Source organism: Pseudomonas psychrophila HA-4 (genome assembly GCF_000282975.1).
Classification (GTDB): Bacteria; Pseudomonadota; Gammaproteobacteria; order Pseudomonadales; family Pseudomonadaceae; genus Aquipseudomonas; species Aquipseudomonas psychrophila_A.
Window position 1 is genome coordinate 45,900 of the sequence record NZ_ALJC01000062.1, and the last position, 25,207, is coordinate 71,106.

A 25,207-nucleotide genomic window follows, 5' to 3' on the forward strand; every position below is an offset into this window, starting at 1 on the left:
GGCGTACTCAGAAAGAACGCGGCAACTCAAGCAGATGCTCGGCCACGTACGACAGAATCAAGTTGGTGGAGATGGGCGCGACCTGATACAAACGGGTCTCGCGGAACTTGCGCTCCACGTCGTATTCATTGGCAAAGCCGAAACCGCCGTGGGTTTGCAGGCACGCGTTGGCCGCCTCCCAGCTGGCTTTGGCCGCCAGGTACTTGGCCATGTTGGCCGCCGCTCCGGCGCTGCGCCCGCTGTCGTACTCTTCGCAAGCGCGCCAGCGCATCAAATCGGCCGCTTCCAGCTCGATATGCGCTTCGGCAATCGGGAATTGCACCCCCTGGTTCTGCCCGATCGGGCGGCCAAACACCACGCGATCACGGGCGTACTGGGCAGACTTTTCATTGAACCAGCGACCATCACCAATGCACTCCGCGGCGATCAGCGTACGTTCAGCGTTGAGCCCGTCGAGAATGTAGCGAAAACCCTTGCCCTCTTCGCCGATCAGACTGCTGGCCGGTATGCGCAGGTTGTCAAAAAACAACTCGTTGGTTTCGTGATTCACCATGTTGGCAATCGGCTGTACGGTCAGGCCGCTCCCAATAGCTTCACGCAGGTCGACGAGGAAAATCGACATGCCATCGGCTTTCTTCGCCACCTCGGCCAGCGGCGTGGTGCGGGCCAGCAAAATCATCAAGTCAGAGTGCTGAACCCGTGAGATCCAGACCTTCTGACCGTTGATCACGTAGCTGTCGCCCTCACGCACGGCGGTGGTCTTGATCTTAGTGGTGTCGGTGCCGGTACTCGGCTCGGTCACGCCCATGGACTGCAAGCGCAACTCGCCGCTGGCCAGTTTGGGTAGGTAGAAGCGCTTTTGCGCCTCGCTGCCATGGCGCAACAACGTAAACATGTTGTACATCTGGCCGTGCACCGTGCCGGAATTGCCGCCGCAATGGTTCACCTCTTCGAGAATGACCGAGGCCTCGGCCAAGCCCAGGCCCGAGCCGCCGTATTCCAGAGGGATCATCGCCGACAGCCAGCCCGCCTCAGTCATGGCCGTGACAAAGGCTTCAGGAAAACCCTTTTGCTCGTCGATCTTGCGCCAATATTCAGCAGGAAACTCCGCACACAGGGCACGCACGCCCTCGCGAATGGCGTTGTAGTCTTCGTTTAGATACGGATTCATTGCAGATCCTTATTGTATTTATCGTCTTCAATGGCGCCATGCAGCGATCAGTCGAAACTCACTTCGGCCTGCTGGGCGACACCGTCTGCGTTACCGGCCCACAGTTCAGCTTTGCCAGGAGCCGTCACACGGCCTCCCACCTCGAACGGATGCGGAGCAATCAATGGGCGAACGCCGCGATAAGAGAAGTGCCTAGGACGCGCGTCAGGGTTCGCACGGCAGAACGCACGGAGGGCCAGGGTGGCGATTAACGGCCCATGCACCACCAAGCCCGGATAGCCCTCGACGTCAGTCGCGTAGGGCCAGTCGTAGTGAATCCGGTGCCCATTGAACGTCACTGCCGAGTAGCGGAACAGTAGAGTCGCAGTGGGCGTGACGCGCGCCTGCCAGGTGCCTTCAGGCAAGGGGCCGCTGCCCGTCAGTTTGGGAGGGCTGGGTTCGCGATAAACGATGTCTTGCTCTTCACGGATCGCCAGTTGCCCGTCCTGCAGATAGTCATGCTGGACCGTGACAAACAGCAATAAACCGGTCTTGCCCTGCTTTTGCTGAACATCGGTGATGGTGGAAATACGCGTCGCTTCAGCGCCCACCTTAAGCGCTGTGTGGAACTCAACACGGCCGCCCGCCCACATGCGATTACGGTTGTCGGCCGGTGGCAGGAAGCCCCCGCGAGCCGGATGCCCATCACCCCCCAGACCTGCGGCTTCAACCGTCGGTTGGAAGAAACACCATTGCCATAACGCAGGCAACGGCTCACCGGTTTGTGGAGCAGTTTCGCCCAGCGTGGCGGCGATGCGAGTGACCAGATTCAGACTCAAATGATCATGAACTTCTTCAGTGCGACCGACCCAGACGGACAGTGCGTTATCGCTCATCGGTGATGTCCCCGTGGCTTGTTATTTTGGCCATGATTGCCAAATGCCCGGCGGTCTGTGAATCTGCGTTTTCGTAAGGGGGCGTTCGGCTTTGCTTAACACCGGCGCCACACAGCAGCCGTCATGCTCAACGGAAATCAGCCATGCACTTCGATTTAGTCGACCTGCGACTGTTCATCCACATCGCCGAATCCCCGAGCCTGACCCAGGGTGCGCGCAAAGCCTGCATGTCCGCCGCAGCGGCCAGTGCGAGGATCAAACACCTTGAGGAAAGCTTCGCCAATCGCCTGTTATACCGTGACAGCCGGGGCGTCGAATTGACCCCTTCAGGCAAGCTGTTCTTGCAGCATGCGCGGGTGATCATGCGCCAAGTGGACTACATGAAAAACGAGTTCACCGAATACGCTACCGAGGCCTCGGGGCATATCAAGATTTTTGCCAATACCACCGCAGCCACCGAATTTTTGCCTGAAATGCTGGCCGGTTTTCTCGCCGAACGACCGGGAGTTACCGTCGACCTGCAAGAACGTTTGAGTCGGGATATCGTGCGCGGGGTCATGGACGGCTCAACCGACATGGGAATCATTGCAGGCCCGGTCAAGGCTGAGGGCTTGCAGGTCATCCACTTCAGCACAGACCAACTGATGCTGGTCACCCCCCTTGAACATCCGCTGGCCCGGCGCAAGAAGGTCAAGCTGGCAGAAACCCTGGCTTACCCGCACATTGGCTTGCACGAAGGCACCACCCTGCTGCGTTTCTTGAATGAACAAGTCGCCCTGCACGGCCAAACATTGAACATGCGTATCAAGGTCTACAGCTTCGAGGCGATGTGTCGAATGGTCGAAGCGGGCGTGGGCTTGGCCATCGTGCCGGAATCATCAGCCCGCCGGCATCAACGCACCATGGGCTTGTCGATTATCGAACTCGACGAACCTTGGCGGGTCCGAGAGCGAAGCGTTCTGGTACGAGACTTGGAAGCGCTGCCCACGGTAATCCGAACCTTGATCAATATCTTGTTGGCACAAAACAGCAGCGCTGTATAAGCACTTCAGCCCCTGTGGAAGCGTGCTTGCTTTGACCGCAATGACCGGCCAGGCATTGAAACGGCACGCTTGGCCACAGGCCCTCAAGTACCCACTGTGCATTTGCGCGGTAGCCGGCAGATTGCCGCCTTTGTCGAGAGTTTGCCCGCAGCATCCAAGCAGGCCTTGAGCCAATAATCAAAAAACTGTCACAGATGTCAGTTTTATTAAGATTCGCTCAACTATGACGCGCTACGCATCGCCTCTCGAAATAATCGTGTAAAAGCCATCAATTACAGGCTTAAACCCCTATAAATTCAAAAAAAACCACGCCAAAACAAAACTAGAAACACGTTTAAAAATACTTTTTTCTGCAACCATTCTGAAACACCACTCCCTTAGTCTCTGCAACCTGACACTTGTGACAGGTTATGCATGCCCTGTGCCCAGCAAACCTCAAGTGAGAATCTGAATGGGCGATCAGCCTTTTGATCGCCGCTGTGGACTGGAGTACGTGTGATGCGAAGCTGGGAAGAACCTAAGAAAAAGCGCCTGCACATCGAGATCATTCCGATGATCGACGTGATGATGTTTCTGCTGGTGTTTTTCGTGTTGATCAGTCTCAACGTTATTCCTGCGCTGGGGATCAAGACTCAATTGCCAGGCGCTACCCACGCACAACAACTCAAGCCGCAGAACAAAGCCGTGATCACGTTGGGCCTGGACGATCGCCTGCAACTGGACGGTAAAGACCTGGACCAGACCGAACTGGTGGTTCAACTCAAGGCCATGGAAAACCCTGAACAAAAAATGGTGATCATCCTCAACAGCGATGAAGGTGTTGAGGTAGCGCGCTTGGTGAGTGTGATGGACGTGCTTAAAAGCAGCGGTTTCTCCTCCGTTTCCATCGCGACCCGGAAGCTGTAAGCCATGTCGGTTCTTTTCAAATCCCGCAGAGCCATCGCGTGTCTGCCAGCGATCTGCCTGCTGGCCGTGGCCGTGCACAGTGCCATGGATTCGCCCCTGAAGATCACGCCCAAGTACGACGACAGCACTGTCGAAATCGCCCTGATTGATCCTGAAGAGTTACAACCGCCACCACCGGAGCCCGAACCCGAGCCTGTTGTCGACGAGCCGCCGCCACCGCCCGACGTGGAAGTGGTCGAAGAGCACGTTATTGAGCCACCCCCACCGCCTAAGCCCAAGCCACCGGCCCCCAAGCCGCAGCCGCCCAAGCCCAAGCCACAAGTGGTCAAGGCCGCCCCGACACCGCCCAAACCACAACCCGTGGTCCAGGCACCCGCGCCTGCCCCGACAGCGGCGCCGCAAGCACCTGTTGCAGTGGCCAAGCCTGTCGCCCAGGCGCCACGTGCCAATCCGGCTGATCTGGAGAGCCGTTACATCGCTCGCCTGTTGGCGGAGCTAGAAAAGTACAAGCAATACCCGCGAGGTCGCGAAGCTTCATTACAACGCCCGGAAGGCAATGTGGTGGTGTGGTTGCTGGTTGACCGAAGCGGCAAGGTGCTCGATTCGGGCATTGAAAAGAAGGCGACAAACATGCTGCTCAATCGCGCAGCACAAACCAGTTTGAAACGCCTCGATCAAGTGGTTCCTTTTCCTGAAGAAAGTTTCTCGGGCAAGGACAAATACCGCTTCAGCGCCACGCTTGTATACAACATAGAGCAATAACTAAAGCCACTTCAGCTCCACTCATGATGTTTAGGGGGAACGCGTTTTGAAACTGAATACTTTATTTGCAACGTTGCTGGCCGTTGGGGTTGGCGGCTGGACTTTATCGACCCTGGCGGACGATACAGTTGATATGGGCGACGTTAAAGTAACCGGGCAAAGTCTAGGTAATGGCCACATGATTCAGGAAGAATCGCCCAAGGGCCGCTCGACGGTCACCAAAGAAGCGATGGAGGAAATGTCGCCTACGGCCAACGCCCTCGATAAGCTCAAGTACACACCGGGCATCAACGTCTCCAGCACCGACGCCTCGGGCCTCAGCGGCACTAGTTTCACTATGCGCGGCATGAACTCCGACCAGATCGGTGTCTCTGCGGACGGTATCCCGATCAACGACTCGGGCGATTACAACATCTATCCAAACTTGCTCGGTGACCCTGAGAACTACAGTGAAGTATTCGCCACTCAGGGCTCTTCGGAAATTGACGGCCCGCATATTGGCTCCAGCGGTGGCAACATTGGCTTGGTGACCATGCGCCCGACCAAAGACTTTGGTGTCTTTGTTAAACAATCGGTCGGTTCGAACAGCTTGGACAAATCATTTATCCGTATTAATACCGGCGATATAAATGGTTTTAAAAGTTACGTGTCGGCGTCCCACACCGAAGGTGACAAATGGCGTGGCAAAGGCGTTGTGCGTGCCGACAAAGTTGAATGGAACACATTATTTGAAGACGGCAATGGCAACTCGACCAATGCCATCATCAAATACAACCGCCAAGACAACTATAACTACAACACGCTGAGCAAAGCCCAGTTCGAGAAGTCCGGCCGCCGCCTGGACTACGCAGAAACACCGACCTACAACAGCAGCGGCAAGTTGAACTCGTACTACAAAATTAACCGCAACCCTTTTGAAAACGTATCCGCCACCCTGACCCAGCGCTTCCAACTGCGCGACGACTTGGCGTTGACCGTTGCGCCTTACTACCTCTGGGCCAACGGCGGCAGCTTCAGCGGCCAAACGGCCAGTGGTTTGTCGTCTACCACGAGCAAAGCGGGCAACTACGACCTCAAGGGCATGGCGTACGACACGTATTACCGGCCGTCATGGACCGAAACCTGGCGCTCGGGCGTCAACACCAAATTCAAGTGGGACTTGAACGAGTTCCACAGTGTCGACGTTGGCTACTGGTACGAGCGTGCTCGTCAGCGTCAGACCCAGCCGTTTATCAGCATCGACTCAAATGGCGCACCGTCTGATATCTGGGGCGACTACAACTCAAGCGATCAGGTTAAGGACAACAATGGCGTCACCGTGCAGGGCCGCCATCAATACACCGTAACCCCGGCACAAAAACTCTGGATTCAGGACACGTGGTCCTTTACCCCGGACCTGACCCTGACGGGCGGTATCGCCTATCAGTACGTCGAGCGCGATGGTGACAACCTCGGCGACCTGTACAACAAACCTGAAAAGCGTGATGCCAAGTACCACCAGTTCTTGCCAAGCTTCAGCGCGCGCTACCAGGTCAACGATACCAACCAGGCGTTTTACAACGTCACCCGTAACATGCGTACCCCGCCTAACTACGTGCTGTACAACGCGGGTGACTCGATCAGCACCGCACCTGAACTGAGCTGGAACCAGGAACTGGGCTGGCGCTACACCCAAGAAAACATGGCGCTGAGCGCAACCCTGTTCCGTATCTCGTACACCGACCGTCAACTGTCGACCACCAACGCAGATGGCGACTATGAAATGCTCAACGTCGGCAGCGTCGTCAACAAAGGTCTGGAACTGGAGTGGAGCGGCTTGCTGCCGTACAACTTCAACTACTACACCTCGTACACCTACACCGAGTCCGAGCAAAAAGACGACATCGTCTTCCGCAACAAAGACATGCCTACCGCGGGCAAGCAACTGGCTAACGTGCCCAAAAACATGCTCAACGCCAGCATCGGCTGGGACGACAAACGCTACTACGCCAACGTCGCCGGCAAATACGTCGGCAGCTACTTCGGCGACTTGACCAACGACCAGAAGATCGCTGGCCGCACCACCGTCGACCTTAACGCCGGTGTACGCCTGCCGGTCGATAAGAAGATCCTCAAATCTGCTGCCATTCGCGTCTCGATGCTCAACGTTTTCGACAAGGAATACCTGTCATCGGCACGCACCGTGGTGGTTAACGCTGCACCCGCCAACGGTGTGAGCGCGGCCACCCCGTTCTACAACGTCGGTGAAGAACGCACCGCCATGGTTTCTTTCGAAGCCAGCTTTTAACCCTCTGACTTGACCCTGTAAGCCAGGCCCGCCTGAACAGCGGGCCTGGGCTGTGCCCTCATAAAGGATGAACCTGATGAACATGAACCTGCTGCACGACATCACTTTCTACGTCATGTACGGCGCTGCTGCACTGGCCGCGTTTGTGGTCGTTGAACGTTGCATTTTCTTCAGTTACTCGCTGCGCAAGGCACGTCAGTTGTTACCGGCCATCAACGGCAAAATCCGCAGCGTCGAAGACCTGCCAGCCGCCTTGACCGAACGTGACAGCCTGCCACTGCAACTGCTCTCGCAAATCTATGATGGCCGCCGTCAACTGCACTCGCACCAAGAACTCGAAGACCTGGGCCAAGCTATTTACATTTCGATTCGCGGCAAGCTGTCACACAGCTTGTGGATCCTCGAAGCGGTGGTCGCCGGTGCGCCGTTGCTAGGCCTGCTCGGCACCATCATGGGCATTATTGATACCTTCAAGGCCCTAGCCGAAGCCGGTGTTTCGGATCCGGGCGAAGTGTCTCGCGGCATCGGCACTGCGCTATACGCCACCGCTCTAGGGATTGCCATCGCACTCGTGGGCATGGTGTTCAACAGCCACCTGCAAGACCGTCTGGAAACGATCAATGACAACCTGAAAATGCTTCTGCTGCGCGCAGGCCTAGGCACTCAGTACATCCCGGCTGCTGCGCCTGGCGCTGCAATCGCTGGTCAGCCACGCACCGCCTGAGCCACCCCGAGGAGCCCCCATGTCGAATGTATTCTTGCGCCTGCGCAACGCTAGTCTGGTGAGTGCGGTGGCGCTCGCGCTGGGCGCCTGTCACCCGCCCGGTAAACCGGTCGAGGTCAACATTGCCGCAATCAACGATTTTCACGGCAACCTCACCGCCACCCCGTTTACCTACGCGGATGCATCGGCGCCGGGCGGCAAGGTGACACTCAAGGCCGGTGGCATCAACGCCCTCAGCGGCGTGGTCGGCGAGTTGCGCAAAAGCGACCCGCACCTACTGCTGGTCGGCGCGGGAGACATGATTGGGGGCAGCCCGCCGATGTCAGCCATGTGGGCGGATGAACCGACCCTGACAGCACTCGGCACACTGGGGCTTAAATTCAGTGTGATCGGTAACCATGAACTCGATCAGGGCACGATCGAACTGCAACGCCAGATCAATGGCGGCTGCGAATCACCGCGCCCCGACAAAGCCTGTCTGTACAGCAAAGACTACACAGGCACGCGCTTCCCCTATGTGGCCGCTAACCTGATGGATGCGCAAACCGGCAAGCCACTGTTCCCGGCCTATCGAATCGAAGAGGCTAACGGCGCGAAAATCGCATTCGTGGGCGCCGTGCTGAACAATGTCTCGGCCTATGTCAGCACCCAAAGCATGAACGGCCTGTACGCCATCGACGAAGCCGAGGCCATCAATGCGCAATTGCCAGCGCTGCATAAACTGGGGGTCGATGCCATCGTCGCGGTGATTCACCAGGGCGGCGAAACCGTTGAACCTTACGACCAGACTGATTGCAGCCAGCTAAAAGGCGACATCATCGACGTGGCGAATCGCCTAGCGCCAGAAATCAAAGTGGTCATTACCGCTCACACTCACCAGGGCTACCTGTGCCGCCTCGGTGACAAGTTGGTCACTCAAGGCAGTTCGTTCGGGCGTCTAGTGACTCACCTCACCTTGACGGTCGACCCGGTCAAACACCAACTGCTGGATGCCAAGGCGCAGAACATTGTGGCCGACCCCAACCGCTATCCGCCGCTGCCGCAAATCGCCGCGCAACAGGCCGAAGTCGAAGCCCGCAGCCATGAACACCTGAGCAAACCCATCGCGCGGATGGCCGATACAGAAGTGAAACGGACCCTCAATGCCGCAGGCGAATCAGCCATGGGCGATCTGGTGTCTGACGCACAACTCAAAGCTACCCGCTCACTGGGTGCACAAGTGGCGTTCATTAACTTGGGCGGGATTCGTGCCGACCTGATTCTCGAACCCGGCCAAGAGCAATTGACCTACAGCCAGGTGGCCTCGGTGCAGCCGTTCAACAACACGCTAAACATCCTGACCTTGAGCGGCGCGCAACTGAAACAGCTGCTCGAACAGCAATGGCAAAACAACGGCTTCGGTTTCTACCCCTTACAGCCGTCCTCTTCACTGACCTATCGCTGGGACCCAAGCATGCCTCAAGGCCAGCGAATCATCGCCAGCAGCATGCACATTGATGGCATGCAGGTGGTGCCTGAAATGACCTACCAGGTCACCGTTAACTCGTTCATGGCAGGCGGTGGCGACAACTTCACCGTCTTCAAGGATGCCAGCGAGCGCTTGGACACCGGGCTCAACGACCTCGACGCACTGATCGACTACCTGCAAGTCAACGACCGTGCCGGGGAGCCGGTTGGCCAGTTGCAGCCGCAAAAACGCATCCAACAGGTCGAAACCCGCCTGACTAATGCCGCTGCGAGCACCCTGCCATGAGCCGTACACCGCAAGCGCAAGCGCTCTACGATCGATTGCTACCCGAGGCCATCGCCGCCTCGAAAGCCGCTTGGTGCCCGCACTCAGACTTCCCTGTCGGTGCGGCCTTACTCACGGCAGATGACCAAATCATTCGCGGCTGCAATGTCGAAAACGCGTCCTACGGCCTGACCAATTGCGCTGAACGCAGCGCCTTGTTCAGCGCCATTGCCCAAGGGCATAAGCCTGGCAGCTTCAAGGCCATATTGGTGTACGCACCCAAAGTGGCGCTCATTTCCCCCTGCGGCGCGTGCCGCCAGGTGATGCACGAACTCATGCTTGCTCACTGCCCGGTGTATTGCGTCGGGCATCAAGAATCGGCCAGCCGCGACTGGACCATCGAGCAACTGCTACCCGGCGCTTTTCGTTTTTAACGACCCACTGCCCTTCCCGCCACACCGTCCTCAAGAAACGGCAGGCGACTTTGATACGTTACCCATGCGGATGTAAGTCAATGAGTTTCATTGGTGTAGTGGTATTGATTCTTCTGGCGGTATTGCTGTCCAGCAACCGACGGGCGATCAAGTTACAAACAGTGGGCGGAGCCTTTTTACTGCAAGCAGGCGTTGGTGCATTCGCGCTGTATGTGCCGTGGGGGCAAGCGACGTTGACCGGGATTTCCGATGCCGTGTCATCGCTGCAAGGCTATGCCAACGAAGGCATCAGTTTTCTGTTCGGCCCGTTAGCCAGTGAAAAGATGTTTGAGGTCTTCGGCAATCAAGGGTTCGTGTTTGCGATCAGAGTGTTACCGCTGATTGTGTTTTTCAGCAGTTTCATCGCCATCCTGTACTACCTGGGGGTGATGAACGTGATTATTCGGGTCATTGGAGGCGGGTTGCAGCGCATTTTGGGCACCAGTCGCACCGAATCGATGTCGGCCACCGCCAACATCTTTGTTGGCCAGAGCGAAGCCCCGCTGGTGGTGCGCCCATTTCTGGCCAACATGACACGCTCCGAGCTGTTCGCGGTCATGGCTGGCGGGTTAGCGTCGGTCGCAGGTTCGGTGCTTATTGGTTACGCCAGCTTGGGTATCGAACTCAAGTACCTGATTGCCGCCAGCTTTATGGCGGCACCCGGCGGGCTGCTAATGGCCAAGCTGATGGAGCCCGAAACCCATGTGCCCCATGACGACCCCAGCGACGTCGAGGTGTACCCCGACGACAAGCCAGCCAATGTCATTGACGCCGCCGCACTGGGTGTCAGTAACGGCCTGCACCTAGCCCTCAACGTGGGCGCAATGCTGCTGGCCTTTATCGCCTTGATCGCCATGCTCAATGGCATTCTTGGCTGGTGTGGCGCATGGTTCGGCTTTGGGCACCTGAGCCTGCAACTGGTCCTCGGCTACCTGTTTGCGCCCTTGGCCTTTTTGCTGGGCGTACCGTGGAACGAAGCCACCATTGCCGGCGGATTTATCGGCGAAAAACTGGTCCTCAATGAGTTCGTCGCCTATGTCGACTTCGCAGCTTATCTAGACCCCGTGCAAGCCGCAGCCAAAGGCGTCACGGTGCTGTCGGCGCACACCCAAGTGATCGTGACCTTTGCCCTGTGCGGTTTTGCCAACTTGTCATCGATTGGCATCATTCTCGGCGGCCTTGGGGTCATGGCCCCCTCCCGTCGCCAAGACCTGGCTCGCATGGGGCTTCGCGCAGTCGCCGCTGGCACATTGTCTAACCTTATGAGTGCTGCACTGGCGGGCGTGTTTATTTCCCTTTGACGCGCCCACTACCCCAACAGGCGCCCGCCAATGACGTGGCGCCTCTGAAAGATCGAAGAAATGACATGAATGACAACGAACACATCCTGGCACGCCAAGTCATCTCCCTACTGGACCTGACCTCACTCAACGCTGACGATACCGACGCCACCATCGTGGCGCTGTGCCGCAAGGCAATGACCCCCGTCGGCCCGGTCGCGGCAGTGTGTGTCTACCCGCAGTTCGTCAGCTTGGCCCGCCACACCCTAAATACCCTGGGCGGCGACACAATACGCGTCGCCACCGTGTGCAACTTCCCCGGCGGCAACTTGCCGTTGGCCGAGGTGCTGGCACACATCCGCGAAGCGCTGGAAAATGGCGCCGACGAGATTGATGTGGTTTACCCCTACCGCGCCCTTATTGCTGGCGAAGAACAACCCGGGCGCGAATTGGTCGCGGCCTGCAAGTCACTGTGCAAAGGCCGTGCGCTGCTCAAGGTGATTCTCGAAACCGGCGAACTCAACGCGCTGCTCATTCGCCGGGCCAGTATCGACGCCATCGAAGCAGGCGCCGACTTTATCAAGACCAGCACCGGTAAGGTAAAGGTCAACGCCACCGCGCAAGCCGCTGAGTTGATGCTGCACGTTATCGCCGAAACCAACCCCGAGGTTGGCCTCAAGCCCGCTGGCGGCATGCGCTTGCTCAGTGACGCGGCGGTGTATCTGCACCTGGCCGAACGCATTCTCGGCAAAGACTGGGTCAGCCCGCGCCACCTGCGCTTTGGCGCGTCCAGCCTGCTCGACAACACGCTGCAACACATAGGCCTGAGTGCCGAAACCCCAACGCAAGGAGCGTACTGATGAACTGGTTGCCACAAGAAGTGATTCGCCGCAAAAGCGCAGGTCTGGCGCTGAGCGAAGGCGACATCCAGCGTTTCGTTTCCGGTATTACCGACAACAGCATCGGCGAGGGCCAGGTTGCCGCGTTTGCCATGGCCGTCATGCTCAAAGGCATGAATGTCGAGGAGCGCGTCGCCCTGGCCATGGCTATGCGTGACTCAGGCCAAGTTATGACCTGGAACCTACCAGGCCCGGTGGTCGACAAGCACTCCACCGGCGGCGTCGGGGACATGGTCAGCCTGCCTTTGGCGCCTCTGCTGGCGGCCTGCGGCTGCTACGTGCCGATGATCTCGGGACGCGGCCTTGGCCACACCGGCGGTACCCTCGACAAACTTGACAGCATCCCCGGCTACGACAGCCTGCCCTCCCCCGAGCGGTTGCAGGCCATCGTCGCTGACGTCGGGTGCGCGATCATTGGTCAGACCGGCGATCTGGCCCCGGCAGACAAGCGCCTTTACTCGATTCGCGACGTGACCGGCACCGTCGAATCCATTGACCTGATCACCGCCTCGATCCTCAGCAAAAAGCTCGCCGCAGGCCTTGATGTACTGCTGATCGACGTCAAGGTGGGCAACGGTGCATTTATGTCCACCGCCGACAATGCCACAGCCCTGGCCGATGCGCTGGTGTCCGTGGCCAACGGTGCCGGTGTGCGAACCCGTGCGCTGATTACCGACATGAACCAGCCCCTGGCACGTTCGGCGGGTAACGCGCTAGAAGTCGAAGAAGCCATCGCCTTGTTGCGCGGCGAGGTGCGCAGTGAACGTCTGTGGCAAGTCACCCTGGCGCTGGCCATCCAGGTGCTGTTGTGTGCCGGTCTGGCGTCGACTGCCGAGCAAGCCCGCGAACAGTTGCTCACAGTGTGGTGCAACGGTGAAGCCCTGCGCCGCTTCTCGCGCATGGTCGAAGCCCTCGGCGGCCCGGCCGATCTGGTTGATCGGCCAGAGGCCTATTTACCGACCGCCGACGTAGTGCTGCCGGTCTTGGCCCCCGTGTCGGGGGTGATCAGCGCCATTGATACCCGTGCCATCGGCATCAGCGTGGTTTCGCTGGGCGGCGGCCGTTTGCACCCGCAAGACGTGATCGACCCAAGCGTCGGCCTCAGCCAACTGGTCCTCCCCGGCGAACATGTCGAGGCAGGCCAGCCGCTGGCACGGGTCCACGCCAGCAACCCGTTCAAAGCCGAGCAGGCCGCCAAGGCCGTACTCGCCGCGTATGAGATCGCCGAGCAGGCCGAGAGCACATCACCGCTGATCGTACAGCTGTTTCTGGAAGCATCATGAGCCGGGCACTGCTCCTAGTGCTCGACTCGTTCGGTATCGGTGCCAGCGCCGATGCCGCAGCGTTTGGCGACAGCGGCGCCAACACCTTGTTGCACATCGCCCAGGCCTGTGCCCATGGTGAAGCAAACAACGCCCAGCGGCACGGGTTGCTGCACGTGCCTAACCTCGCTCGCTTAGGCCTGGGCCATGCGGCGGCATTAAGCGCCGGTGAGTTCCCGCCCGGCCTGCACGACGACATTCAAGTACTCGGTGCTTACGGCTACGCCCGCGAGTTGTCGAGCGGTAAAGACACACCGTCCGGGCACTGGGAAATGGCCGGGGTGCCAGTGCTGTTCGAATGGGGTTACTTCAGCGAACGCACCAACAGCTTCCCGCCAACGCTGTTAAATGCACTGATTTCGTGTGGCGACCTGCCCGGTATTCTGGGCAATTGCCACGCATCCGGCACCACCATCCTTGAACACTTGGGCGACGAACATCGTCGCACCGGCAAGCCGATTCTCTACACCTCGGCCGACAGCGTGCTGCAAATCGCAGCCCATGAAGATGACTTTGGCCTAGAGCGGCTGCTGACGCTGTGCGAGATCGCCCGCGAATTGTGCGACCCGTACAACATTGGCCGGGTCATCGCCCGCCCCTTTAAGGGCAACAGCCCGAGCACCTATGTGCGTACCGGCAATCGCCGTGATTACGCCGTCCCGCCACCGGCGCCGACGTTACTCGAGCGCCTGTGTGAATCCGGTGGCCAGGTGTTTGCCGTGGGTAAGATCGGCGATATTTTTGCCCATCGCGGCATCAGCAAACTGTACAAAGCCGATGGTAACGAAGCGTTGTTCGACGCCACGCTCACCGCCTTGGCCGATGCCCCTGACAACACGCTGATATTCAGCAACTTTGTTGATTTCGACATGCTTTACGGGCACCGCCGTGACATTCCCGGCTATGCCGCCGCGCTGGAAGCGTTCGACCGCAGACTGCCCGAGTTACTCGCGCAGATGCGGGCCGACGACCTGCTGTTGATCGGCGCCGATCATGGCTGCGACCCCAGCTTTGCGGGCAGTGATCACACCCGCGAACACATTCCTGTATTGGCCTTAGGCGCAGGCATCACGCCCGGCAGCCTCGGCCAACGCGACAGTTTTGCCGATTTTGGTCAGACCCTGGCCGATTTCTTTGGGCTACCGCCGTGCTCCCATGGGCGGTCTTTTCTTCACCGCGCCCCTCCACGAGAGACCTGATTATGGCCACCCCACACATCAATGCCGAGCTTGGCGCTTTCGCTGAAACCGTGCTGATGCCCGGCGACCCGTTGCGCGCGAAGATGCTGGCCGACACCTACTTAAGCGACGTGGTTCAGGTTAACGGCGTGCGCAACATGCTCGGTTTTACCGGTCTCTACGAAGGGCAGCGGATCTCGGTCATGGGCTCGGGCATGGGCATACCGTCGGTCTCCATCTATGCCCATGAGCTGTTCAGTCAATTTGGCGTGGAGCGGATTATCCGCATCGGCACCTGCGGTGCAGTACAACCGCACCTCCAGCTCAGTGAACTGGTAATCGCTATGGGCGCCTGCACCGACTCCAACGTCAATCGCAAGCGCCTAGTGGGTCATGACTTTGCCGCCATCTGCGATTACCGCCTGCTTGAGCGCGTGGTACGCCACGCCGATGCGCAAAACCTGGCGGTGCATGTGGGCAATGTCTTTTCAGCCGACCTGTTCTACGAGCCGCAGGATGGCCTATTCGGCCGCCTGCAGAAAATGGGGTTGCTGGCAGTAGAAATGGAAGCTGCCGGGCTGTACGGCGTCGCCGCTGAACTGGGCAAAAAAGCGCTGACGGTGCTGACGGTGAGCGACCACATCCTCACCGGCGAACGGCTCTCCGCCCAGCAACGCCAGGACGACCTCAACGCCATGATGCGTTTAAGCCTAGAGGCGCTTGCCGGGCCTCAACCTAAATAGACTGTGGGCGCGAGCGTTTAGAGGCTCAAATGATCGAGAGTCAAACTCGTGCCTACAGGGAGTGTTCCCCCTAACTTGTCTGGATAGATCGACGATGAAATCTCTGCGTGCTCATTTAGCCGTTGCCATGGGTGTTCTGTGCCTTAGCGCCTGCACCACGCACCACGCGCCAGAAACGGCACGGGTGTCATTGATGACCTACAACGTCGAAAACCTGTTCGACACCGTGCACGACGAGGGTAAGGAAGACTATGCCTACCTGCCCTTAAGCGTGAAAAAGGCGCACCCGGAATACCTCGCCACGTGCACCCGCATTGACGTTGCGGCGTGGCGTAAGGAATGCGAAGAAAACGATTGGACCGATGCCCTGCTCAGCGAAAAACTCAAGCGCTTAAGCGCCGTGATCAAGCAGATCAATCAAGGCCGTGGCCCGGATATTTTGATGCTCGACGAAGTCGAAAATATCCACGTAATCGAGCAGCTTAATAGCCATCTCGATACGTCTGATTACCAGACCCGCGTCTTGATCGAAGGCTGGGATTCACGCGGGATCGACACTGCCGTGCTCAGTCGCTTGCCGCAATGGGACAAGGCCCGCCTGCACCGCGTGCCCTATAAGGCACTTGGCACTGAAGACCAAGACCGTGTCAGCAAAACCCGTGGCATTCTCGAAGTGCGTTTGCTGCTGCCCGATGGCCAGAAAACTGCCGTCTTCGCCGTGCACTTGCCATCCGGCGGTGCTCCGGGCTACCTACGGCAACAAGCGGTTGCGTACCTGGCGCAACTCAAAAGCGAACTGCCAAGCGATGTACTGCCGATTGTCGGTGGTGACTTCAACATCAATGCCGGTGAAGAAAAACAGAACGGCTATATCGCTAAAGACTTGGCCAGCACCTGGGCCGTGTCGCAGTTCATTGGCTGTAACGACTGCAAAGGCAGCTACTACTACCACACCAAACGCGAGTGGTCGTTCTTCGACATGCTGCTGTTCCCCAAGCAAATGACCACGGCGAGTGGCTTTAATGGCTGGCAGGTTGATCCGGCGAGCATTCGCCTGCCTAACGGGAGCACGTATCAAGTTAACCGCTGGGGCAGCCCGGCACGTTTTGACAGCGCCCGCCATGCTGAAGGTGTTTCTGATCACTGGCCGTTGTACGCAGAAATTTTCCGCCCTGGGCATTGACTAAAGGCGAGTGGATCAGCCGTCTGTTCAGGCGGCTGACCTGATTGTCCTGAAAAATTTGATCTATGCTACCCACGCATATTTCTTAGGCTACCCCATCGTCCTGAATCCGGAACTCGATGACCAACCCAAAAGTTAAAATCCGTCGAAAGAACGTCGAAAAAATCCTTCTAGCTGCGGAGAAAATTTTTGCCGAACAGGGTTATGCCGGGACCAAAATGGCTGACATTGCCCTGCACGCCGAACTGCCACGCTCCAACCTGCATTACTACTTCACCACCAAAGAAGAGCTGTACCGCGAAGTGCTCGTTAACCTGCTCGACACTTGGGACCTCGAAGGCGACTGCTTTGTGCGCTTCGACGACCCACGCGTGGTGCTCACCAGCTATGTGATGAAAAAAATGACGCACTCGCGCTTGCGCCCCCACGGTTCAAAACTCTGGGCCAACGAGATCATGCGCGGTGCGCCACTGTTTCAGGACATGCTCGAAGAACACATGTCCAAGGGCGCCAAGTTCATGGAAGCGAAAATTAGCCAGTGGGTCGACGAAAAGCGCATTAACCCCGTCGAGCCTTCGGCGTTGCTGTACATGATCTGGGCCTCGACCCAGCACTACGCCGACTTCGACTACCAGGTCCACGTGCTCAACGGTCACCAACCCTTGTCTGATCATCAATTCGACCAGGCCGTGCAAACCATTACTGCCGTGATATTGCGCGGGATCGGGCTGGAGCCTTAAAGGCTGTTGTTTAGGCTGACGGTATGCTCGGTGATGGTGAACATCACCGAGCCCAGGTTGAGCACGATCAGCGCTGCATGCCCCAGCGCTTCACCGTCACCCGCTCCAGCGTGTCGAACACCAAGTTTTCGACCAGCAAACCGATCAGGATCACCACCGCCAGCCCGGCAAACACTTTGTCGGTGTACAACTCGTTGCGGTTCTGGAAGATGTACCACCCCAACCCGCCTTTGCCACTGGTGGCGCCAAACACCAACTCGGCTGCAATCAGGGTGCGCCAGGCAAATGCCCAGCCAATTTTCAGCCCGGCCAGGATCGACGGCAATGCCGCCGGGATCAGGATAAACAACACAAAACGAATGCCTTTCAAGCCGTAGTTACGCCCGGCCATGCGCTGGGTTTCCGAGACGCCGAGAAACCCCGCGTAGGTGTTTAAAGCCAAGGCCCAAAGCACCGAGTGCACGAGCACAAAAATCAGGCTGTTCTGCCCCAACCCGAACCACAGCAACGCCAGCGGCAGCAAGGCAATTGCCGGCAGCGGGTTAAACATCGAGGTCAAGGTGCTCAGCAGGTCGCGACCAAACTGGGTCGAGACCGCCAACGTAGTCAGGGCGAAGGCCAAGACAATGCCGATCAGGTAGCCCTTGAGCAGCACCACCAACGAAATTGTGACCTTGCTGAGTAGCTCGCCGCTAATCAGGCCGTCGTACAACGCACTGGCGGTTTGCAGGAAGCTGGGCAGCAGTAAGTCGTTGTCCTGATAACGCGCCACCAACTCCCAGATCACCGCCAGCAATATCAAGATCAAGCCCTTGCGGACCCAACCTTGCTGCCATAGGCGCTGGCCAAGCGGCAGTTCCCGCTCCAGCGGCACGCTCAACAAGGGTTCCAGTACCACTTCGTATTCTTGACGTACAGGTGATGAATAGCTCATCGGGCAACACTCCAAGGCTCAATAAGCGATTCGAATATCGTTGAAGTTCAGTGTCTGTTCGGTGTGCAGCGCTTCATCTTCATCAAACAGCAGCCGATGAATACGCCGCGCCGACGCTTGGAAATCCACGCCGCCGAGGCTGTGCAAGTTGTACTGATGGCAGTTGATTTCGGCCCGTACACGCCCTGGATGCGGCGACAGCAGCAAGATCCGATTGCCCACCACCAGCGCTTCCTCAATAGAGTGCGTCACGAACAGCAAGGTGAAGCGCACTTCCTCCCAGAGCAGCAATAACTCTTCCTGCATCTTGCGCCGGGTCAGTGCGTCGAGCGCCGCGAAGGGCTCATCCATCAGCAGAATTTTCGGCTGCATCGCCAGAGCGCGGGCAATCGCCACGCGGGCCTTCATCCCGCCCGACAAGGTGTGTGGGTAAGCATCGGCAAACGCTGCCAGCCCGACCTTGTCCAGGTAGTGCAGCGCCCGCTCTTGCGCGTCTCGACGATTAAGGGTTTTGGAAGCCAGCAGCGGAAACATCACGTTCTGCTTCACCGTCTTCCAGGGCGGCAGTTGGTCGAATTCTTGAAACACCACCATCCGATCTGGGCCTGGCGCCGTGACGGGTTGCCCTTGCAGGCGGATCTGCCCTTCGCAGGGTTCGATAAATCCGGCGACGGCCTTGAGCAAGGTCGATTTACCGCACCCCGAAGGCCCAAGCAAGATAAAACGGTCGGCCGGATCAATTTCGAAACTGACCTGATGAGTCGCCCGCACCACGCGTTGCGGGGGGCGGTATTCAAGGCTCACGTGATCAACCGACAGCAGTGCCGGGACGTTAGCTGTCAGATAGCTGGCCGCGTGGCCTTGCACAGACGCGTTCATGTTAATCAGCTCCCTTGCAGCGGCTTCGCGTCCTGGAAGAAATAGTCTTTCCAGGATTCAGGTTTGTTTTTTATCGCCCCCACGCGGTACATGAAGTCCGCCAATGGGTAGGTGTTTTTCGGCGTGATGCTGAATTCGAACTGCGGGTTCTCGATGATTTTCAGCAACTCGGCACGATCCACTTTGGAGTGGGTGACGCGGATATAGGTATCGGCTGCCGCCCCTTTATCGTTCTGGGCAAACTCAGCAGCGTCGCGCAGGGCCTCTACAAAGGCGGTATAGGTTTTAGGGTTTTGCTTGCGGAATTTTTCAGTAGCAAACAGTACGGTGGGTGAGTTCGGGCCTAGCAGGTCGTAGGTATTGAGCACCACGTGTACGTTCGGATTTTTCAGCGCCTGTTCCTGGAATGGCGGGTTGGAGAAATGCCCGGTCAGCTCGGTGCCGCCCGCAATCAATGCCGCCGTGGCATCGGGGTGTGGAACTGCAATCGTGTATTTGTCGAGGCGGTTGTATTCCTTGTCGCCCCATTGCTTGGCTGCCGCGTATTGCAGGAAGCGCGATTGCACAGAAACACCCACCGCTGGCACGGCAATCCGGTCCTTTTCAGTGAAGTCAGCGATGGTCTTAACCTGCGGGTTGTTGCTCACCAAGTAGTACGGAAAGTTGCCCAGAGAAGCCACGGCTTTGACGTTCTGCTTGCCGTGAGTGCGGTCCCAGATAGTCAGCAGCGGGCCAACTCCGGCACCGGCGATGTCGATAGACCCTGAAAGCAACGCATCATTGACCGCTGCACCGCCAGACAGCTGGGTCCAGTCGACCTTGATGTCGATGCCCTGTTCCTTGCCATGCTTCTCGATCAGCTGTTGATCGCGCACCACATTAAGCAACAAATACACAATGCCGAATTGTTCGGCGATACGAATCTCGCCTTCGGCGTTAGCCACGGTCGGAGCGACAAAGCTACCGGCGAGCAGGCTGATGCCCAGGCCGATACTGACGGCCAGAGACTTGATAGAGGTAGACATAGAAATGCTCCTGGTATGCAGGCATACCGTGGCCGATCAGAAAGGGGCGTCGCCCTGAATAGTGGTGCGGTACAGCTTGCGGCGCAGATGGCTTGGACAGCCAGCAGCCAAGTGAATCAGTGAACGGTTGTCCCAAAACACCAAGTCATGGGGCTGCCATTGGTGGCGGTAAATGTTCTCTGGCAGCACGCTGTGGGCGTACAACTCAGCCAGCAATTGTCGACTTTCGTCCTCAGGTAAGCCGACGATGCGGGTGGTAAAACCCTCGCTGACGAACAGTGCCTTTCGCCCGTTTTCCGGGTGTGTACGCACGATGGGGTGCACCACTTCGTTGACTTGAGCCAGTTGCTCCGGGGTCAAGGTGGGACGCCAGTTGCCTTCGAATTTAGTTTCGCTGTAACGCGCGGTATACGAGTGCGCAGCCGAACGACCTTCAACGGCTGCACGCAGTGCTTGCGGCAACGCATCCCAGGCCTTGTGCATGTCGGCAAACAGCGTGTCGCCGCCCTCGGACGGCAACTCCTGGGCATGCAGCATCGAGCCTAGGCTTGGCAGTTCTTTGTAAGACAGATCGGAATGCCAGAACTTGCCAGCATCCCCTAGGCCGATGGATTGGCCGTTTTCAATGATGTTGGAAACGATAAGAATTTCAGGGTGGCCGGTCAGCAAGAACTGCTTGAGTACATGAATTTGCAACACGCCAAAGCGGCGGCTGAAATCGATCTGCTGTTGGGCTGTGATGCGCTGATCACGGAACACCACCACGTGATGTTCAAGGTGAGCGCGGTGAATACGGGCAAAATCCTGATCATTGACTGGCAGCGCCAGATCAAGACCGATTATTTCAGCGCCTACAGCGCCACTGAACGGGCGAACTTCAAAGGCTTGATGGGCGATGCTAAGGGCATTCGCAGAGGCAGACTGTGCAGACATGATGTCACTCCCACACGGTGCGCAATCAATGGCGCGCACCTCGATCAGAAACTCACGGTGATCCCGTGTTCGTTCATTTCGTGCGGCGCGCCGATTGGTCGGCCTGTACGCAGGGAGATGACTTTATAGGTATAAGAAATTAAATTTAAATACCTTTAATGAATAACGATATGACGCGTTGAATACGGCCCTCAGTCAATAACCCGAGCACTTCTTTCGACCATGGCAATAATCGTGTCAAAGAGCTCCTCCTGTGCCTGTTTCGGGGTGATTTCCCCAGTTGCAGCAGCCTGAGATAAGGCCTCTGCAGCACCGAGCATCGCGCGTAAATGAGCGGTTGTAATGCCCCCGTCACGGGTGAAAGGTGAGAGTACCGAGCGGCATTTTTCCAAGAAGATCGCCTCATACTCACGCTTGATCTGCTCAAGTTCCGGCGAACTGGTCAGCGCTGCTATCACACCGGGTATCTCGTTGCCTTGCAGCAGCACGCAATCCACATAAGACCCAGCAATGACCTGGGCCGTGCTGATAAGGGTCGGCTCGTTGGTGTGCAGGGCAGCATCCATCAATGCTGTCTGACGCGCATCGAAATCTTGATAGAGCGCCGCCAGCAGCCCGGCCCGGGTGCTGAAATGGTCGTAGACCACTGGTTTTGTCACCCCTGCTTGTTCAGCCAGCCGCCCGAGGGTCAGGGCGTCGGTTCCCTCCGCGCGCACTAATTGCCAGGCGACATCCAGTAATTGACGTTGCCGGTCCTGCCTGGACAGGCGACGACGGGGCTGTTTGCTTGAATCCTGAGTACGTGTTTCGGTGCTTGACATCGCAATATACCAAAAGTAACTTACGGAGCGTAACTTACCAAGAGTATATAGAGCTCATCCCCAGCCCTCAATCCGTCACAGGAATGTTCAACATGCACGCACTGATCGTTGTTGCCCACCACAACCCCCTCTCTCTGACCCATAGCTTGGCCACTCACGTTGCGCAAGGCTTGGAGGGTGCAGGCCATACCTTTGAAATCGCCGATCTGTCAGCGCAGGCCTTTGACCCACGGTTTAGTGCAGCGGACTCGGCGGTGCATCACAAGCAGGCAGCACCGCCGGCAGACGTACTGGCTGAACAGGCGCGAATCGATCGCGCCGATGCGCTGGTGCTGGTCTACCCCGTTTACTGGTGGTCAATGCCGGCATTGCTCAAGGGGTGGATCGACCGCGTGTTTGCCAATGGCTGGGCGTTTGATTTCAGTGCCGATGCCCCGCTGGAAAAAAAGCTCAGCCACCTGCGTGTTCACCTCATCGCGCTCGGCGGGGCTGACGGCGAAACGTTTGAGCGGCGCGGCTACACCCAAGCCATGAAGACCCAAATAGAACACGGCATTTTCGATTATTGCGGCGCTCAGGTCATGACCTCGAACCTGCTGCCGGACTCCGAAACCCAAGATCCGGCGATTCATCTGAAGACCGCACAGGCCTTGGGGCGAACACTTTTCTCTTGAGCAACCCGCGCTGACGAGGCTGAGCAAATCCGGCATTATCGGCCGAGTACCTGACCGGTAACGCGCAGGCCAGGTACTCGAAACCCTTTTCAGGAGTCAGCATGGACAAGCACATTACCGCCGTCCCTTTGGACAAAGCCTATCGACTGATCAATCACGGCCCGACCATTCTTGTGTCGGCACGCCATGCAGGCGTGCAGAACGTCATGGCGGCCTCCTGGGCTTGCGCGCTGGATTTTGCCCCGCCAAAAGTCACTGTCGTGTTGGACAAGAACGTTAAAACCCGTGAGTTGGTAGAACAAAGCGGGCTGTTTGTGATTCAGGTGCCAACCGTGGCGCAGCTCAAACTGACCAGTCAGGTTGGCAGCCTAAGCCTAAATATCGACCCGAATAAACTCAGCGACTGCGGCGTTGAGCTGTTTGAAATCGAAGGGCATGACCAGCCGTTTGTAGCCGGGTGTTCCGCTTGGCTGGCGTGCAGACTGATCCCCGAACCCCACAACCAGACCGCCTATGACTTGTTCATAGGGGAAGTGGTCGCGGCCTGGGCCGACACCCGGGTATTCAAGGACGGGCACTGGCATTTCGAAAATGCTGATCCGGCATGGCGCAGCCTGCATTACATCGCGGGCGGTCACTATTACGCGACCGGTGAAGCGCTGGATGTTGAACTGTGAAGCCCCACTGAGGAGCGAAGCGGCTACAGGGCTCTGTTTTTTTCTAAAACGGCCCTAAAGCCCCTGTTCGTGTGGCCGATGACCTGTGAAGACCTTGGGCTTAAAGGATGAAACATCATGCTCGGCAGCATAAATAACCTGGCAACCAGCTTGAACGTTCCCGGTGCGTCAAACCTGAACACATCAGGCACCGCCAGCGTGAATATTCCAGGTGTGACCGGCACCACCACTAAGACCGTGATTCCAAACGCCGACACTGCTGGCGTGGCTGATGCCGAGTCGACAACTCCCAGCGACGTGAAGCCCCGTGCCGCCCGAGGTTCAGCGTCAGCACCTGCGGATGATAGCGATGACAGCTCCGACATCGTTAAACAATTGAAAAAGCAAATCGAAAAACTGCAGAAACAACTGCAGAAACAGATACAAGAAATGCAAAGAATTCAGTCCAGCAATCAGGCGCCAGAGGCCAAGGCCGCCGCCTTGACTGCGGCTCAAGCTGCTGTTGCCATCACCTCTTCAGCGATACAAGAAGCAACCGCTGCCCTGCTCCAAGTCTTAACGGCACAAGGCAGCAGCCGTTCGGGTTCGATGGTCAGCACCTCCGCCTGACCCCTCTCAGTGAGCAACGATGGTCAGCCCTTCTTGCTCATCAGGGGGCTGGAAGTAGCTCGTAATCAGGTCAAACTCCGCATCGGTCGCGGCGAAATCATGATCCCCCGTGGCATTGCACGCTCGTAACCGGGCGCGGCACGTGTCGTCATCGACAGCCAGGTAATGCAGACAATGTGGCACGTGCGCGCCATCGGCCAAGGCTCGGAGCCATTGGCGATCAGCGACCGTATTGGCCGGCACATCCAGCACCACACTCACCCCTGAACCCAATAGCTGGGTCACCAACGGTTGCAGCACCTGGCGAACTCGCCGGGCACTGCGCACGTAATCTGCCACCGAATGAATTTCATCGGGATACAGCGCTGCCAGCCAGCGGTCCTCGCCAATCAAAATCGCCGCGTGCTGTTCAGCCAGTGCTGTTGCCAGCGTCGATTTTCCCGAAGCGATCTTGCCGCACATCAGATGCAATACAGAGGTGGTCATGGGAGCCCTTCCTGTTGGCGAGCCACGATCATGCCCAACACGTATTCCACCGGCAAGCAACGCCCTTACTTTGTAGACCACTTTCACGCTGTTGCTGGCTTGGGTATGCTCAGCACCGGGCCGATGCTGCCCGCCGCTCGCTCCCGCTGGGAAGGTGAAAGCATGACTGATTTTCCAACCCCCTTTTGTCTCTCTTGAGCATCGAGGCTTGGCAACGCGAGCACCCACCTACCTCGATGGCAGGAGGCACTATGTTTACAATCGAACAGGCCAAACACATGGCCAAACAACTGCGCACTTCACTGTCAGTGCGTAATCACGAGATACCGCACAGCGCTGCGCTTGAACTGGTTGCGCAGCAACTGGGCTACAAGGACTGGAACACCGCGTCCGCCCTGCTGGCGCATGACACCTCCCATCCGGGTGTCACTTTCGACAAACCGATTCCTATATTGCGAATGTTTGACGAGACCAAGGCGCGCGAGTTCTATCTGGACTTTCTGGGTTTCAGCGTGGAGTTCGAACATCGGTTCGAGCCCGGCATGCCGCTGTATTTGGGCATCAGCCGTAATGGCCTGGAGTTGCACCTGTCCGAACATCACGGCGACGCCAGCCCCGGCGCGACGCTCTTTGTACCGATGCACGGCATCGAGCAATTTCGCGATGAATTATTGGCCAAGCACTACGGCTACGGGCGTCCACAGATCGTTAAGCAAGACTGGGGACAAGTGCTGGAAGTGTACGACCCGTTCGGCAATCGGATTCGATTCTGCCAACGCTAGTCTGCCCATTCGCAAGGGGTGGTAAAAAATTGTGTGGTAATGATATTAATTCTCAATAGAATGCTCGCC

Annotated in this window: 26 protein-coding genes and 1 pseudogene; 19 read left to right on the plus strand and 8 right to left on the minus strand. The window is 57.8% G+C overall.

The features are described from left to right. Positions 1–7 precede the first annotated feature (7 nt). Together B347_RS0107175 and B347_RS0107180 are read right to left on the minus strand one after the other, a co-directional pair. Positions 8–1,171 carry an acyl-CoA dehydrogenase family protein gene (locus tag B347_RS0107175; RefSeq protein ID WP_019409021.1) on the minus strand — a complete coding sequence of 388 codons (1,164 nt, stop codon included), beginning with the start codon at positions 1,169–1,171 and terminating at the stop codon, positions 8–10. Positions 1,172–1,218: 47 nt separating this feature from the next. Beyond that, the gene (locus B347_RS0107180; RefSeq protein WP_019409022.1) at positions 1,219–2,046 is read right to left on the minus strand and encodes an FAS1-like dehydratase domain-containing protein; all 828 of its coding nucleotides are present in this window, start codon (positions 2,044–2,046) and stop codon (positions 1,219–1,221) included. A gap of 143 nt (positions 2,047–2,189) precedes the next feature. Between B347_RS0107180 and B347_RS0107185 the strand changes: the two genes are divergently transcribed. The 15 genes and pseudogenes from B347_RS0107185 to B347_RS0107250 all read left to right on the plus strand — a co-directional run bounded on the left by B347_RS0107185 (position 2,190) and on the right by B347_RS0107250 (position 17,318). Continuing rightward, positions 2,190–3,089 carry a LysR substrate-binding domain-containing protein gene (locus B347_RS0107185; protein WP_019409023.1) on the plus strand — a complete coding sequence of 300 codons (900 nt, stop codon included), beginning with the start codon at positions 2,190–2,192 and terminating at the stop codon, positions 3,087–3,089. 30 nt (positions 3,090–3,119) lie between these two features. Then, a pseudogene (locus B347_RS26875) lies at positions 3,120–3,266 on the plus strand (AAA family ATPase); the annotation flags it as partial. Between the two features lie 321 nt (positions 3,267–3,587). Continuing rightward, on the plus strand, positions 3,588–3,995 hold the full coding sequence (locus tag B347_RS0107190) for an ExbD/TolR family protein (protein WP_019409024.1): 408 nt from the start codon (positions 3,588–3,590) through the stop codon (positions 3,993–3,995). A gap of 3 nt (positions 3,996–3,998) precedes the next feature. Then, complete coding sequence (locus tag B347_RS0107195; RefSeq protein ID WP_019409025.1) at positions 3,999–4,757, plus strand: energy transducer TonB family protein; 759 nt, start codon at positions 3,999–4,001, stop codon at positions 4,755–4,757. Between the two features lie 46 nt (positions 4,758–4,803). Further along, positions 4,804–7,044, plus strand: a complete 2,241-nt coding sequence (locus B347_RS0107200) for a TonB-dependent receptor family protein (protein ID WP_019409026.1) — start codon at positions 4,804–4,806, stop codon at positions 7,042–7,044. A 76-nt stretch (positions 7,045–7,120) separates the two neighbouring features. Beyond that, positions 7,121–7,768: a MotA/TolQ/ExbB proton channel family protein gene (locus tag B347_RS0107205; RefSeq protein ID WP_019409027.1), complete on the plus strand. Its 648-nt coding sequence runs from the start codon at positions 7,121–7,123 to the stop codon at positions 7,766–7,768. 19 nt (positions 7,769–7,787) lie between these two features. After that, positions 7,788–9,521 carry a bifunctional metallophosphatase/5'-nucleotidase gene (locus tag B347_RS0107210; RefSeq protein WP_019409028.1) on the plus strand — a complete coding sequence of 578 codons (1,734 nt, stop codon included), beginning with the start codon at positions 7,788–7,790 and terminating at the stop codon, positions 9,519–9,521. Beyond that, a complete protein-coding gene (gene cdd, locus B347_RS0107215) occupies positions 9,518–9,934 on the plus strand; it encodes a cytidine deaminase (protein ID WP_019409029.1) in 417 nt (138 codons plus the stop codon). The genes B347_RS0107210 and cdd overlap by 4 nt, the downstream gene beginning before the upstream one ends. An 80-nt stretch (positions 9,935–10,014) precedes the next feature. Further along, positions 10,015–11,274, plus strand: coding sequence for a NupC/NupG family nucleoside CNT transporter (locus tag B347_RS0107220; protein ID WP_019409030.1), 1,260 nt, complete (start codon positions 10,015–10,017; stop codon positions 11,272–11,274). 65 nt (positions 11,275–11,339) lie between these two features. Continuing rightward, entirely contained in the window at positions 11,340–12,113 is a 774-nt protein-coding gene (gene deoC / locus B347_RS0107225) for a deoxyribose-phosphate aldolase (protein WP_019409031.1), read from the plus strand. Beyond that, positions 12,113–13,435 carry a thymidine phosphorylase gene (gene deoA, locus B347_RS0107230; RefSeq protein ID WP_019409032.1) on the plus strand — a complete coding sequence of 441 codons (1,323 nt, stop codon included), beginning with the start codon at positions 12,113–12,115 and terminating at the stop codon, positions 13,433–13,435. Before deoC ends, deoA begins: the two co-directional genes overlap by 1 nt. Beyond that, complete coding sequence (locus B347_RS0107235) at positions 13,432–14,673, plus strand: phosphopentomutase (protein ID WP_019409033.1); 1,242 nt, start codon at positions 13,432–13,434, stop codon at positions 14,671–14,673. Before deoA ends, B347_RS0107235 begins: the two co-directional genes overlap by 4 nt. A 2-nt stretch (positions 14,674–14,675) precedes the next feature. After that, a complete protein-coding gene (deoD, locus tag B347_RS0107240; protein ID WP_019409034.1) occupies positions 14,676–15,395 on the plus strand; it encodes a purine-nucleoside phosphorylase in 720 nt (239 codons plus the stop codon). Positions 15,396–15,489: 94 nt separating this feature from the next. Beyond that, entirely contained in the window at positions 15,490–16,578 is a 1,089-nt protein-coding gene (locus B347_RS0107245) for an endonuclease/exonuclease/phosphatase family protein (protein WP_019409035.1), read from the plus strand. A gap of 119 nt (positions 16,579–16,697) precedes the next feature. Further along, positions 16,698–17,318, plus strand: a complete 621-nt coding sequence (locus B347_RS0107250; RefSeq protein ID WP_019409036.1) for a TetR/AcrR family transcriptional regulator — start codon at positions 16,698–16,700, stop codon at positions 17,316–17,318. Positions 17,319–17,385: 67 nt separating this feature from the next. Here B347_RS0107250 and B347_RS0107255 read toward each other — a convergent pair whose 3' ends face one another. From B347_RS0107255 to B347_RS0107275, 5 genes are all read right to left on the minus strand, one after another. Continuing rightward, positions 17,386–18,252, minus strand: coding sequence for an ABC transporter permease (locus B347_RS0107255; RefSeq protein ID WP_019409037.1), 867 nt, complete (start codon positions 18,250–18,252; stop codon positions 17,386–17,388). Positions 18,253–18,270: 18 nt separating this feature from the next. Further along, positions 18,271–19,131 carry an ABC transporter ATP-binding protein gene (locus B347_RS0107260; RefSeq protein ID WP_019409038.1) on the minus strand — a complete coding sequence of 287 codons (861 nt, stop codon included), beginning with the start codon at positions 19,129–19,131 and terminating at the stop codon, positions 18,271–18,273. A gap of 5 nt (positions 19,132–19,136) precedes the next feature. Beyond that, positions 19,137–20,156, minus strand: a complete 1,020-nt coding sequence (locus B347_RS0107265) for an ABC transporter substrate-binding protein (protein ID WP_019409039.1) — start codon at positions 20,154–20,156, stop codon at positions 19,137–19,139. 36 nt (positions 20,157–20,192) lie between these two features. Continuing rightward, entirely contained in the window at positions 20,193–21,089 is an 897-nt protein-coding gene (locus B347_RS0107270; RefSeq protein ID WP_019409040.1) for a TauD/TfdA dioxygenase family protein, read from the minus strand. 191 nt (positions 21,090–21,280) lie between these two features. Next, positions 21,281–21,910: a TetR/AcrR family transcriptional regulator gene (locus tag B347_RS0107275; protein ID WP_019409041.1), complete on the minus strand. Its 630-nt coding sequence runs from the start codon at positions 21,908–21,910 to the stop codon at positions 21,281–21,283. Between the two features lie 92 nt (positions 21,911–22,002). Between B347_RS0107275 and B347_RS0107280 the strand changes: the two genes are divergently transcribed. From B347_RS0107280 to B347_RS0107290, 3 genes are all read left to right on the plus strand, one after another. Beyond that, positions 22,003–22,584, plus strand: a complete 582-nt coding sequence (locus B347_RS0107280) for an NAD(P)H-dependent oxidoreductase (RefSeq protein ID WP_019409042.1) — start codon at positions 22,003–22,005, stop codon at positions 22,582–22,584. A gap of 101 nt (positions 22,585–22,685) precedes the next feature. Next, positions 22,686–23,261: a flavin reductase family protein gene (locus B347_RS0107285; protein WP_019409043.1), complete on the plus strand. Its 576-nt coding sequence runs from the start codon at positions 22,686–22,688 to the stop codon at positions 23,259–23,261. 117 nt (positions 23,262–23,378) lie between these two features. Continuing rightward, entirely contained in the window at positions 23,379–23,870 is a 492-nt protein-coding gene (locus tag B347_RS0107290) for a hypothetical protein (RefSeq protein WP_019409044.1), read from the plus strand. 6 nt (positions 23,871–23,876) lie between these two features. On the opposite strand, the gene B347_RS0107295 is transcribed toward B347_RS0107290, so the two are convergent. Beyond that, on the minus strand, positions 23,877–24,356 hold the full coding sequence (locus tag B347_RS0107295) for an AAA family ATPase (RefSeq protein WP_019409045.1): 480 nt from the start codon (positions 24,354–24,356) through the stop codon (positions 23,877–23,879). Positions 24,357–24,607: 251 nt separating this feature from the next. Here B347_RS0107295 and B347_RS0107300 point away from each other — a divergent pair, with 251 nt between their 5' ends. Beyond that, entirely contained in the window at positions 24,608–25,138 is a 531-nt protein-coding gene (locus B347_RS0107300; RefSeq protein ID WP_019409046.1) for a glyoxalase superfamily protein, read from the plus strand. The last annotated feature ends 69 nt before the right edge of the window (positions 25,139–25,207 follow it).